This window comes from Bacillus sp. GW821-FHT11D08 (assembly GCF_058808515.1).
This window is the reverse complement of the sequence record NZ_JBXARS010000006.1, coordinates 143996-156509: the sequence shown is the minus strand read 5'-3', so window position 1 is coordinate 156509 and position 12514 is coordinate 143996. Positions and strand designations below refer to the sequence as shown.

Here is a 12514-nt window from a genome sequence, read left to right as displayed (position 1 = left end):
CCGGTTTCTCCTGTTACACCGGTTGCGCCAGTCGCTCCTGTTATCCCCGTTGCACCAGTCGCTCCAGTTGCACCGGTTTCACCTGTTGAGCCAGTAATCCCTGTTGCACCGGTTTCTCCTGTTGAACCTGTTGATCCGGTTGGACCGGTCTCTCCCGTTGAGCCAGTTTCTCCCATTGCCCCGGTTACTCCTGTTGCTCCAGTTACACCGGTTATTCCTGTTGACCCTGTTACACCAGTCGCTCCGGTTTCTCCTGTTACACCGGTTGCGCCAGTCGCTCCTGTTATCCCCGTTGCACCAGTCGCTCCAGTTGCACCGGTTGAGCCGGTTATCCCAGTTGATCCTGTTACACCTGTTGGCCCTGTTGAGCCGGTTTCTCCTGTTGGACCGGTTGGGCCTGTTGAGCCCGTGGTTCCGGTTTCTCCGGTTGCTCCCGTTGAGCCGGTTTCTCCCGTCGCACCAGTTACTCCAGTTGGACCGGTTGAGCCAGTTACACCGGTCGCTCCTGTTGCACCAGTCGAGCCGGTTGTTCCCGTTCCCCCGGTTACACCAGTTACCCCAGTCGATCCTGTTGCTCCAGTTACTCCTGTTGGGCCAGTTTCTCCTGTTGATCCTGTTGCGCCGGTTGGGCCTGTTATTCCTGTTGCTCCGGTTTCTCCAGTTATTCCCGTTGCGCCGGTCGCCCCGGATGCACCCGTCGCTCCAGTTTCTCCTGTTGAACCAGTTACACCAGTTGGGCCTGTTAGCCCGGTTTCTCCTGTTACTCCCGTTGGACCTGTTTCTCCGGTTGCACCGGTTGGACCTGTTCCCCCGGTTGAGCCTGTTTCTCCAGTTAATCCCGTCGCACCAGTTGAGCCGGTTGCGCCTGTCGGTCCGGTTGTTCCCGTTCCCCCGGTTACACCCGTTACCCCAGTCGCTCCTGTCGATCCAGTTGGACCCGTTACTCCGGTGGGGCCTGTTGATCCCGTTGCGCCTGTTATTCCTGTTGACCCGCTTACTCCGGTTGGACCAGTTACACCAGTCGCTCCTGTTGGACCGGTCAAGCCGGTTGGGCCTGTTGAGCCTGCTATCCCCGTTGCCCCAGTCACTCCTGTTGAACCGGTCAAGCCGGTTGGGCCTGTCGATCCGGTTGATCCGGTTACTCCGGTTGGGCCTGTTGCACCAGTCAAGCCAGTTGTTCCTCTTACTCCAGTCACTCCGATTGAGCCCGTAGTTCCGGTTGCTCCCGTTGCACCAGTTACTCCTGTCGCTCCTCTTGCTCCAGTCACTCCGGTTGAGCCCGTGGTTCCGGTTGCTCCTCTTGCTCCTGTTACACCAGTCGAGCCGGTAGCTCCAGTTACTCCGGTTGCTCCGGTCGCTCCTCTTGCTCCGGTCACTCCTGTGGGGCCCGTCACTCCAGTGGGACCTGTAATTCCTGTTACGCCAGGTTCACCCCCGGTTTGCGCCAATGAAACGTCGTCTATTAAAACCGTGCCGGAAGAAACCTTACTTAATACAATGACAGCAGAGGCCGCGCCAGAAGGCACACTGCTTGTTTTATAGATTTCAGACCATGTGTGAAAGAGCACGTTCGGCAAATTTCCGGGTGTAATATTTTCTTGAATGGAACTGATTTGTTCACCTGCTGCGCTGACATATATGATCTGGAGAGTTACTTGGGGACTTGGCTCATTTCCGAGCGTTGCGAGTGATACGAATAGAGTCACTGACTTGGCTGAAATTGGAACGATTTGACTGAGGTAAGCATATGGCTGAGCTCCAATAAATTGCGCAGAATATCTCCCTGAATGTGCAAACAAACTGTTAATCTGGGTATTTGCCGAACTCCACCCCGCTAATGTGCCGGTTTCAAAGCTTCCGTTTATAATCGGATTATTCATTCAATCTTTTTCCCTCTCCTTCCCGTTGTTGACCGTCTTACTTATTAAGACAGCATATTAATACGGGCTGTGTTTTGACAATCTAAATAAAAAAGGTGATTTCTTTTCATCACCTTAATCCGATCCTTGAATGGGGAATCCCGTCGCAATGAGGGAGCGGTTTGCCGCTGCGACTTGTGTTACGTAATTCGAAGAAAGGACGGATAAATAGAGCTGGTACGCGGCTGTTTCATCCGCCTTCATTTCGTCGATGTACGTAAAAGGAATTCCTATGATTTGTCCGCCTGAAGAAAAGAGGTTCCGCTCTTGTCTCTGTGTTTGTATCGATACGCCATTTCTTTGCAGATCGACAGCTAAGACCAATGAGAAATGAGACGCGAGCGGATCTAATTCAACATTTACTTGTATGACGGCATCCGTTTTCACCAATTGATCTGTCGGCGCGGCTATCACTGCGCTTAACACGTTTATCGGTGTTCCTTCTAACGGAATCATCATTTGGTCTGCTGTATTTTGAAAAGCTACCGCAGGAACCGCTCCCGGCGGCCCCTCAGGCCCCGGTGGACCGGGCGGACCCGCCTCCCCTTGCGGACCGCGGGAGCCGGCGGGTCCTCTTTTGCCTTCGGGACCTCGCAGCCCGGGTACGCACAAGGCAGATCGATTTTCATCTGAAGACGGAAACCGTTTTTCCGTCCCTGTTTCCGGCCTTTCATGTTCACATGGTAATTGTTCATACCGATGTTTCATATGTCTGCTCATATATTTGTAAGGTTTCTGTTTCAATATCATGTATTGATTACGGCCGCTGCTCATATTATCACCCCGGCCATATTCTATTCGCACTGGAGTCATCATGTGCAGGCCCTTCCCCTTCCTTACAGAAATAAAAAAAGGCAGACCTGAGTCTGCCTTTTTCTTCTACCATAACCCTAATACTTTCCACCATAATCCGCCGATCACAAGCCATGTCACAATATGGACGATTGACAGGATAAAGCCGATGGACCACCATTTGCTTTGCGATATATAACCCGCTCCGAAAAAGACCGGAGCCGCTCCTGAGCCGTAATGCGTCGTCGAACCGAAAAGGTTGCTGAAAAACGCCAGGCTGAGCGCCGCCAACAGCGGCGGAGCGCCTGCCGCCACGATGACGGCGAGAAATGCCGCATACATGGCGCTGATATGCGCGGTTGCGCTCGCAAAGAAGTAATGCGTGTAATAATACACGACAATCAGAATCATAAATGCCACAATCCATGAAAAACCGGAAACAGAAGATTTCATCATATTGCTGAACCAAGACACCATGCCGAGCTCATTCAGGAAATTCGCCAGCATCACAAGCGCCGCGAACCAAGTCAGCGTATCCCATGCACCTTGTTCCTTTTTGATGTCCTCCCATGTTAATACCTGTGACAAAAGCAAAACGGATAATCCGATCAGGGCCGTCGTCGTTGCGTCAATATTTAAGCTTCCTCCGAAAATCCACAGCGCAAGCACCAATAAAAAGACAATGACCATGGAGAGTTCGGATTTTTTAAACGGACCCATTTCTTTCAATTTTTCCGTTGCGATTTTAGCCGCATCCGGTGTTTCTTTAATTTCCGGCGGATACAGCTTATAAATGACGAGCGGCGTAATGATTAAGCTCGCCAATCCCGGTACAATGGCTGCGATTGCCCAGCTTGTCCATGTGATGTCCACCCCTGCGACATCGTGGGCCAGCTTGGCGATCAGCGGGTTCGCCGCCATTGCCGTCAAAAACATCGCAGACGTAATCAAGTTTCCTTGAAAACCGGTTTTTAATAAGAAAGCGCCGATTTTCCGCTCTGTTCCGTCTGCCGGCGTTGATCCGAAAGTTTCGGATAATGATCTGATAATAGGAAAAATAATGCCGCCCGCCCGTGCCGTGTTGCTCGGAATGGCAGGTGATAAAATTAAATCACTGAAAAGCAGTGAATAAGAAAGGCCGAGTGTTTTCTTCCCGAACCGTTGTACGAATACGTAAGAAATCCTGGCGCCGAGCCCGGTTTTGATGAACCCCCGGGAAATAAAAAAGGCGATGACAATCAGCCAGATTGTCTTGTTTCCAAATCCGCTTAACGTATTTTCAATAGATAGCGTTCCCGTTAACGCGGTGACTGCCAATGCAAAAATTGCAATTGCGCCCATTGGCAAGGGCTTGGAGATAAAGCCGATAATTGTTGCGACAAAAATAGCGAACAAATGCCATGCTTTAGGTTCAAGTCCGGACGGCGCGGGAATAAACCAAATGATTAATCCCACAGCAACAGTAATAAGCAAAGGAATGATTTTTACTGCCTGCTGTTTTTTTGCGTCTTTTTCTGAAGCCATTACAGGTCTCCTCCTATTTTGTTGTCTTCCATCCCCTATCCCATTTTACTACTTAACTAAGTTAATAAACGTTTTTGTTAATTAAAAAACACAAAGGAATATTTTCCTTTGTGTTTCTTGTTTCTTATTTTAATATGCCCGACCCGGCTTTAGATATAACATCTGATTTTACATTTGATGATGAGCCGATGGAACCGTGCAATGACGGTGTCCAGCCGACGGACTGACTTAATCCGTTGGCGGCTGACGCGTTAATGGAGGCGCCGTTTAAAAGAGTGCCGTCTTCATGAAGCGCTTTTCCGCCGCTGAAGACGCTGATGACTTTATCAGCAGCCAGTCCCGGCACTTCAAAGACATTATTCTGGGCATATATTTTTGACGCGTGGCCCGCGCCCCACGCATAGCTGAACGGGTATGCGGCGCTTTTCGAGCCTGCGTAAAAATTATTATAAATATGAACCTGCCCGTACCGGACCCGCGGTGCGCGCTGGACGATGTTCTGATAATAGTTATGGTGAATGGTCACCTTCAGTTTTCCTTCATCCGACGTCTTGCTGTCGCTGTTTCCGATGACGGAGCCTTTGTCATGGTCATGATATTTATTATAGGACAATGTAATATAATTCGCCCCGTTGGCTATATCCGTCTGGCCGTCATGGTGCTGATATTTTCTCCCGTAATAGTAGGGAAAACCGCTGTCGGGATTCGATCCGTCATTAAAGGTGCAATGATCGATCCAGATGTGCGTCGCGCCGTTAATGGTGATATTGTCATATTCCGAGTTCCAGTTGCCGCTGCTGCCGTCCGTCGGGTCCCATTGCGGAAAATAGTCGTAAGCGTCTTGAAATTCAATGTTGCGGATGATGACATTGTTGACGCCGTTCTTAATATTAAAATTCCCGCCTGTCACTTTGGCATTTGAACCCGAGCCGATGATCGTCGTATTTGAAGGAATGTCAACCACGACCCGTGCCTTCTGGTTTTTTTGCGATCGCTGTCTGGCGTCTTCCTGGGTGCCTGACGGCGCTTTTTTTCCCCATTTGTCCGGGTCGTACGCCTTCAGATAGGCGTTCGGATCATATGCCGGATCTTTATAATCATGAAAGCCGAGCGTTTTATTGCGGTCGTCCGTATTCATATTGATTGTGCCTTGTATGTAAATAATCTTCGGCGTGCTGTTGGCGCTTCCCCCTAATGCAGAAACGAGCTGCTGTCTGTTTGATACGGTGTATACATTCGATGAAGAGGCTTTCGCGCCGCCGGTTGTCCCGCCGGAAGCGGCTCCCCAGCCGTCATTTGTTCCTAACGTCTGCCGTCCCAGATCAGCGGCATAGACGTCCGCAGGGATCATACACAAACAAACCGCCAGCATAAATAACAATTTTTTCATGAATTGTGCTCCTCCTGATTCTTTGTTCCAATTTATTACAATTGAATTGTATCAAATCAGTTGAGAAACAGCACCGAAAATGTACAGAATGCGCCTTTCGGTTTTATTGCGGAAACCGCAAAAAAATCCCAAGGGGACCGAAAACCCCTTGGGATCTGTTCAGCTTACGCCCATGATTTCACTTTTTCGTTATCCGTGACAAACAGAAGAACTTTTCCTTCATCTAAGCGCTTTTCAAATTGTGATGCTTCCTCTTCTGAAAAGCCGATTTCGTGAATTTTGTTGCGGAGCTCGTCGCCTTTTTTATTAAACATATTGCCGACTGCGTGTTTAATGCCCGTTTCTTTCGCTCCGATGGTATTGACATCAGTATTATCGGCCAGGCGGTCCGTTCTGTCGTCATCATGAGAAAGCACATATACGTCCTCTTTTGCGACACCCAGCTGCTGAAGCTCTTTTACGTCCTGCATCAGTTTTTGATCATTTGTATATTCTCTTACTACCGGTTTCATTGATAAGTCCTCCCTTTTGTTTTGTATATTGGATGTTTACCCGCTCAATCAAGGATCAAACAAAAGAAGGAGAGTTCCGTGAAAAATCGGGCAGATTGTCGGTGGATATTTTCTGGCGGGACATGTTACAGTAGGGAAAGCTACTTCTATCAGAAAAATAAAAATCTTCATGAGCCGATCAAGCAGGGAGGTGGTTCCTATCCATTACTTTTCACCGGAACAGCGATTTAACGCTTGGGTTGTCAGTGATTTAGTGAAGCAGGTATTCCGCCGGCAAACCCGCTGCCCGGATGGAATAAAAGAGCTTACGGCCTTTGCTGAAGATACTTTTCATATTAATATCGATTTCGTTTTCTCTATGATTATCAATATCGGTGATATCGAATCCGTTCTGCCGACAGAAATTGAAAATAAGCTGGGTTCTTACCTGACCGCGCTTCAGCCCGTGATTACCGCTGACATGCTTCATTCTTCAAAAACGAATGCCTATGAATATTTGGAACATGAGAAAAACACCGATGTGTACCGGTTATTCTATTAAATATGCATATAAGGAAAGAAGGGCCCTGGCCCTTCTTTTTTTATGGCCGCTGACGGTTTGATTTTGTAATCGGGAAATGGTTCGTGTTACATTTGGAACAACCACTTATCTTGAAGGAGGATTCAGTATGCCGAATCATCAGCAGCAAATTCAATTGGCAAGACGCCCCAAAGGCGTTCCCGCCCATGACGATTTCCGCTTTGAAACGATTGCCGTGCCCGAACCGAAAGACGGCGAAGTGCTTGTGAAAACAAGTTATGTGTCCGTTGACCCGTACATGCGCGGACGGATGCAGGATACAAAATCATATGTAGAGCCGTTCGCTTTAGATGAAGCCATAACAGGCGGAGTGATTGCCGAGGTTCTGACAGACGGCGATAAGCTGAAAAAAGGAGATGTTGTGATCGGAAATCTCGCATGGCAGGAATATTCAGCCGTCAATGAGTCCGCCCTCCGCAAGTTGGATACGGATATCGCACCCGCCCAGGCGTATCTCGGCATTTTAGGGATGACCGGACTGACCGCTTACTTCGGGCTGCTCGATATCGGCCGTCCGAAAAAAGGCGAAACCGTCGTCGTTTCAGGCGCGGCGGGCGCCGTCGGCTCAACAGTCGGACAGATTGCCAAAATCAAAGGCGCGCGGGTTGTCGGCATCGCCGGATCTGATGAAAAAATCGCGTATTTGAAAGAGGAGCTTCAATTTGATGAAGCCATTAATTACAAAACGGCGGATGATATTCAAAAAGCGCTGGAACAGGCATGTCCTGACGGCGTCGATGTCTATTTTGACAATGTCGGCGGACCGATTTCAGATGCGGTGATAAACCTGCTGAATGAATTCGCCCGCATTCCGGTATGCGGAGCGATCTCATCGTACAATACCGAAAGTGAAGAAGAAAACATGGGCCCCCGCGTCCAGCCGAAGCTGATCAAAACAAAAGCGCTGATGCAGGGATTCATCGTCAGTGATTATGCTGACCGCTTTTCCGAAGGTGCGAAACAATTGGCCGAATGGCTTAAGGACGGAAAGCTTCATTATGAAGAAACGATTACGGAAGGATTCAGCCATATTCCTGACGCGTTCCTCGGCCTGTTTAAAGGAGAAAACAAAGGCAAACAGATCATCAAAGTCAGTGATCTAAGTTAACATGATGATAAAAAAAGGAGGGCTTTGTCCCCTCCTTTTCTTTTTTTCGGATCAGCCGCGAAGAATCAAAGTAAGAAAGCCGTCTTCATCAGGATCCGTATCTTCCAAAGTGAATCCTGCTGCTTGAAAGCAGGCTAAACTGATTTGATTGTCTTTTTCGATGCTTGCCGCCCATTCCCGCACGCTGGTAAACCCAGGGTCAGTCAGCAGTTTTTGCAAGATCTGTTTTCCGTACCCTTGAAGCTGGTACAAAGGATTGACGATCAATCCGATATACGCCCGCTCCTCCACAAACTCTATAGAGACCATGCCTCCCGGAAGCTGCCCGTTATATGCCATAAGGACAGTATCGTCTTCATCTTTACTCAATCGTGCATACCACGCGTCTAATGGCAGCATCGCATCCATTCTCCGTTTGATAATATCGTTCTTAAACCAGTGTTCAAGTATTTTCAGCTCACGTACCTTCAATATTTGAAATCTGTCTATTGACACCATCTTCCCGCCCCCGCCTGAACCTTTTCTATTATTTTACAACAAAAAAAAACGAAGGGCTTTCCGCCCTCCGTTTCTTATTTCTCAGATAATTTTCCGCCTGAATAAACGGCCTCTTTCAGCTCAATTCCGAGTGATTTGGCCATTTTTTTCAATTTGGATTCTTCCATCGGCGTGACAAGGCTGAGTACGGTTCCTTCTTTACCGGCCCGCCCCGTCCGGCCTGATCTGTGAATGTACCCGTCTTCATTCGGGATGTCCGCGTGAATGACGTACGGAAGATCATCGATATCGAGTCCGCGCGCCGCAATGTCAGTGGCCAGAAGCAGCGGAAATTCTCCCCGTTCAAACGCTGATAATATCTTTGCCCGCTCCATTTTTTTCGCTTCTCCGTGCAGGATGCCGAGATCCACATGGTGATAGGCGAGTTTTTCCGCATAGACGCTTAAATTTCCGATATCTCTGACGAACACGAGCGCCTGCATGCCGTTCAGCCGTGACAGCTTTTGCAATAGCTTCACTTTATCCCGCTGATCGCAGACGAGATATTGATGCGTGACGCGCGCTTTTTCCGCCGTATTCCGCTCCACTTTCAAAACGGCCGGTTCGTGTGCGATGGTATTCAGCACCTGTTCTGTTTCCGGCTGCAGCGTAGCGGAAAAGCTTAAAAGCTGTCGGTCTTTCAGCGTCGTTTTAATGATTTTTTTCATCGTTTCGCGGTGTTCCTGTGTCACGAGCTGATCCGCTTCATCAAGAACGATCGTCTTGACTTCATGCATTTTCAGCTTTTTCGCCTGAATCAATTCGAGCACCCTGCCCGGTGTGCCCGCAATGATATGCGGTTTATTTTTGAGCTTTTCCACCTGCTTTTTCACGTTTGCTCCGCCGATCAAAGACAAAGCGCGAAGATCAGAGCCTTTTATCCACTCCTGAATCACTTGAAAAATCTGCATCACAAGTTCGCGGGACGGTGCTAAAATGATCACTTGCGGATGTTTCTGTTCCGGGTTGATCCGCTCCAGAACCGGAAGCGTGTACGCCAATGTTTTTCCCGTTCCCGTCGGGGATTCGGCGATGACGTCTTTCCCTTCCATAATCACCTGAGCGGCTTTTTCCTGAATGACGGTCGGCTCCTGAAAACCTGACGCCTCCCAGTTTTCGGCGATAAATGGTTGTGTATGCTGTAAAAATGGCCATGTTTGGGTCATGTCGTTCTCCTCAATTCTTAAAATCTACTCCATAGTATCTCAAATGCAAGCGCCAAACGCAATTTTCTTTTTCCTTCCAAGCCTTTTAACAAACGGTCTCCTCCTTTATAATCATAAATGAGAAAGACACATGATAAATAAAGCGTGTCTGATAACGATAGAGGTGTAATGATGAGTATTTTATCCGTAAAAGATTTAAGCCACGGCTTTGGTGACCGTGCGCTTTTTAACAATGTATCGTTCCGTCTTTTAAAAGGGGAGCACGTCGGCTTAATCGGAGCAAACGGCGAAGGTAAATCAACGTTTATGAATATTATTACCGGAAAACTTGAGCCTGATGAGGGTAAGGTTGAATGGGCGAAAAACGTGCGTGTCGGCTACCTCGATCAGCATACCGTGCTTGAAAAAGGAAAAACGATCCGCGACGTGCTGAAAGATGCGTTCCATTACTTATTTGCGATGGAAGAGGAAATGAATGAGATTTACAACAAAATGGGCGAAGCGGACCCTGATGAGCTTGAGCAGCTGCTTGAAGATGTCGGTGTCATTCAAGATGCCCTGACAAACAATGATTTCTATGTGATTGACAGCAAAGTTGAAGAAATCGCCCGCGGCCTCGGCCTGCAGGATGTCGGACTTGACCGCGACGTCACTGATTTAAGCGGCGGACAGCGGACGAAAGTGCTGCTCGCCAAACTGCTTTTAGAAAAACCGGAAATTCTTCTGTTGGACGAACCGACCAACTACCTTGATGAGCAGCATATTGAATGGCTGAAACGCTATTTGCAGGAATATGAAAATGCGTTCATCTTAATTTCTCACGACATTCCGTTTTTAAACAGCGTGATCAATTTGATTTATCATGTGGAAAATCAGGAGCTGACTCGTTATGTCGGCGACTACCATCAGTTTATGGAAGTCTACGAAGTGAAAAAGCAGCAGCTCGAAGCCGCCTATAAAAAACAGCAGCAGGAAGTGGCTGAGCTGAAAGATTTCGTCGCCCGCAACAAAGCGCGGGTCAGCACGAGAAATATGGCGATGTCCCGCCAGAAAAAGCTTGATAAGATGGATATGATCGAACTGGCGGCCGAAAAACCGAAACCGGAATTCCATTTCAAGCCTGCGAGAACGTCAGGCAAGCTCATTTTTGAAACGAAGGACTTAGTCATCGGCTACGATACTCCGCTGTCACGCCCGCTCAATCTCAGAATGGAGCGCGGACAGAAAGTCGCCCTGTACGGCGCAAACGGCATCGGGAAGACGACGCTGTTAAAGAGCCTGCTCGGTGAAATCCAGCCGCTGGAAGGCACGGTGGAACGGGGCGAGCATCAATACACGGGCTATTTCGAGCAGGAAGTGAAAGAAACCAATAACAATACGTGCATCGAAGAAGTGTGGAGCGAATTTCCTTCCTTTACCCAGTACGAAATCCGCGCCGCCCTCGCCAAATGCGGCCTGACGACCAAACACATTGAAAGCCGCGTCTCCGTTCTCAGCGGAGGAGAAAAAGCGAAGGTCAGACTGTGCAAGCTGATCAATTCAGAAACAAACCTGCTCGTGCTTGACGAACCGACAAACCACCTGGATGTCGATGCGAAAGAAGAGCTGAAACGCGCGCTGAAAGAATACAAAGGCTCCATTCTGCTGATTTCCCACGAACCCGAGTTCTACATGGATATCGCGACGGAAACATGGAATTGTGAATCTTGGACGACGAAAGTGCTGTAAACACAAAAAGGAACTCCCGCCTGTGCGGAAGTTCCTTTTTTTCTTAATGTCCGGCTTTTATTCCGGCGAGATGTTTGCGTCCCATGAGAAGGACAAGCATGCCGACAAAAACGACGATCCCGCCTACTGTATATGGAGTGCTTGCGGTGAAGTGTTCTGACAGCATCCCCGCAATCCACGGAGCGAGCGCACCGCCGATAAAACGGACTGAGCTGTAGGCTGAAGACGCGATTGAACGTTCAACCGGCGCAGAACCCATCACAGCGGTTGTCATGATCGTATTCACCATACCGAGAACAGCACCGGCGACAACGATACATGTAATGATCAACGTCTGATGGTCAGTCCAGATCCCCATGACGATGAGAATGACCGCAAAGGCGATAAAGAGAACGACGAGCGAACCCACTGTTCTCAGCGCTTTGTGCACGAGCGGCGCCGTAAAGACTGACGTAATTGCCAGCAATAACCCCCAGCCGAAGAAGACATATCCAAGGCCGTGTTCATCTAAATCCAGCACGAACGGAGAATAAGCAAGCAAAATAAAAAATCCAAAGTTGTATAAGAATGCAGATACTGCCATTGTCAAAAGGCCTTTATATTTGAGCGCCTTCATCGCATCAAACACACCGACGCGTTTCGCCGGTTTCGGCAGCTTCGGCAGCATGAGTGAAATCGCGCAAAGCGCTATGAACATAAGGACAGATACTCCGAAGAACGGAGCGCGCCATGAGATGCTGCCAAGCTCTCCGCCGGCAAGCGGCCCGACGGAAATCCCCAAGCCGAGTGCAGCCTCATACAGAATAATGGCTTTGGCGCTGCCGCCGACTGATACCCCGACAATGACGGCAAGCGCGGTTGAAATAAAGAGAGCATTCCCAAGCCCCCAGCCGCCGCGATAGCCGACAAGCTGAGCGATTGAACTTGAGCTTCCGCCGAGGGCGGCAAACACGATGATAAAAATAAGTCCGAGAAGCAGCGTCCATTTTGCGCCGATCCGGCTTGAAATCGCGCCGGAGAAAAACATCATAAAACCGGTAACGAGCAAATAACTTGTAAATAACAGAGATACTTCACTAGGTGAAGCATGTAATTGTGCGGCGATCGCCGGAAGAATCGGATCGACAAGACCGATTCCCATAAAGGAAATAACACAGGCAAACGCAACCGCCCAAACGGCTTTCGGCTGGCTGAATAAGCCTGTTTTCTGTTGTGATGATGTATCCATTTGACCAGACCTCCTGTTTCATCCATTAAA

At 48.9% G+C, this 12514-nt stretch carries 11 protein-coding genes; 3 read left to right on the top strand and 8 right to left on the bottom strand.

The window, feature by feature from the left end; all coding sequences use genetic code 11:
• The 5 genes from AC1RRX_RS13690 to AC1RRX_RS13670 form a co-directional block, all read right to left on the bottom strand.
• A partial coding sequence (locus AC1RRX_RS13690; protein ID WP_492870927.1) for an NTTRR-F1 domain occupies positions 1–1880 on the bottom strand: 1880 nt, incomplete at its 3' end.
• 114 nt (positions 1881–1994) lie between these two features.
• Entirely contained in the window at positions 1995–2693 is a 699-nt protein-coding gene (locus AC1RRX_RS13685) for a hypothetical protein (protein WP_094031576.1), read from the bottom strand.
• A 105-nt stretch (positions 2694–2798) separates the two neighbouring features.
• Complete coding sequence (locus AC1RRX_RS13680) at positions 2799–4235, bottom strand: anion permease (protein WP_007408966.1); 1437 nt, start codon at positions 4233–4235, stop codon at positions 2799–2801.
• Between the two features lie 124 nt (positions 4236–4359).
• Positions 4360–5625, bottom strand: a complete 1266-nt coding sequence (locus AC1RRX_RS13675) for a pectate lyase (RefSeq protein WP_144464595.1) — start codon at positions 5623–5625, stop codon at positions 4360–4362.
• Between the two features lie 164 nt (positions 5626–5789).
• On the bottom strand, positions 5790–6137 hold the full coding sequence (locus AC1RRX_RS13670; RefSeq protein ID WP_003155650.1) for a YflT domain-containing protein: 348 nt from the start codon (positions 6135–6137) through the stop codon (positions 5790–5792).
• Positions 6138–6327: 190 nt separating this feature from the next.
• On the opposite strand from AC1RRX_RS13670, the gene AC1RRX_RS13665 reads away from it, so the two are divergent.
• Positions 6328–6678, top strand: coding sequence for a DUF3212 family protein (locus AC1RRX_RS13665; protein WP_094032623.1), 351 nt, complete (start codon positions 6328–6330; stop codon positions 6676–6678).
• Positions 6679–6805: 127 nt separating this feature from the next.
• Positions 6806–7825: an NADP-dependent oxidoreductase gene (locus AC1RRX_RS13660; RefSeq protein ID WP_144464597.1), complete on the top strand. Its 1020-nt coding sequence runs from the start codon at positions 6806–6808 to the stop codon at positions 7823–7825.
• Between the two features lie 51 nt (positions 7826–7876).
• On the opposite strand, the gene AC1RRX_RS13655 is transcribed toward AC1RRX_RS13660, so the two are convergent.
• Entirely contained in the window at positions 7877–8323 is a 447-nt protein-coding gene (locus AC1RRX_RS13655; protein WP_144464599.1) for a GNAT family N-acetyltransferase, read from the bottom strand.
• A 74-nt stretch (positions 8324–8397) separates the two neighbouring features.
• Positions 8398–9528: a DEAD/DEAH box helicase gene (locus tag AC1RRX_RS13650; RefSeq protein ID WP_015239365.1), complete on the bottom strand. Its 1131-nt coding sequence runs from the start codon at positions 9526–9528 to the stop codon at positions 8398–8400.
• A gap of 171 nt (positions 9529–9699) precedes the next feature.
• Between AC1RRX_RS13650 and AC1RRX_RS13645 the strand changes: the two genes are divergently transcribed.
• Entirely contained in the window at positions 9700–11256 is a 1557-nt protein-coding gene (locus AC1RRX_RS13645; RefSeq protein ID WP_012117051.1) for an ABC-F family ATP-binding cassette domain-containing protein, read from the top strand.
• 43 nt (positions 11257–11299) lie between these two features.
• Here the strand turns inward: AC1RRX_RS13645 and AC1RRX_RS13640 are convergent, their stop codons facing one another.
• Positions 11300–12484 carry an MFS transporter gene (locus AC1RRX_RS13640; RefSeq protein ID WP_144464601.1) on the bottom strand — a complete coding sequence of 395 codons (1185 nt, stop codon included), beginning with the start codon at positions 12482–12484 and terminating at the stop codon, positions 11300–11302.
• Positions 12485–12514 lie beyond the last annotated feature (30 nt).

Bases quoted from the DNA above. Each gene is read 5' to 3' on its own strand.
- AC1RRX_RS13685 (WP_094031576.1), bottom strand. From the start codon at position 2,693: ATGAGCAGCGGCCGTAATCAATACATGATATTGAAACAGAAACCTTAC.
- AC1RRX_RS13680 (WP_007408966.1), bottom strand. From the start codon at position 4,235: ATGGCTTCAGAAAAAGACGCAAAAAAACAGCAGGCAGTAAAAATCATT.
- AC1RRX_RS13675 (WP_144464595.1), bottom strand. From the start codon at position 5,625: ATGAAAAAATTGTTATTTATGCTGGCGGTTTGTTTGTGTATGATCCCT.
- AC1RRX_RS13670 (WP_003155650.1), bottom strand. From the start codon at position 6,137: ATGAAACCGGTAGTAAGAGAATATACAAATGATCAAAAACTGATGCAG.
- AC1RRX_RS13660 (WP_144464597.1), top strand. From the start codon at position 6,806: ATGCCGAATCATCAGCAGCAAATTCAATTGGCAAGACGCCCCAAAGGC.
- AC1RRX_RS13655 (WP_144464599.1), bottom strand. From the start codon at position 8,323: ATGGTGTCAATAGACAGATTTCAAATATTGAAGGTACGTGAGCTGAAA.
- AC1RRX_RS13650 (WP_015239365.1), bottom strand. From the start codon at position 9,528: ATGACCCAAACATGGCCATTTTTACAGCATACACAACCATTTATCGCC.
- AC1RRX_RS13645 (WP_012117051.1), top strand. From the start codon at position 9,700: ATGAGTATTTTATCCGTAAAAGATTTAAGCCACGGCTTTGGTGACCGT.
- AC1RRX_RS13640 (WP_144464601.1), bottom strand. From the start codon at position 12,484: ATGGATACATCATCACAACAGAAAACAGGCTTATTCAGCCAGCCGAAA.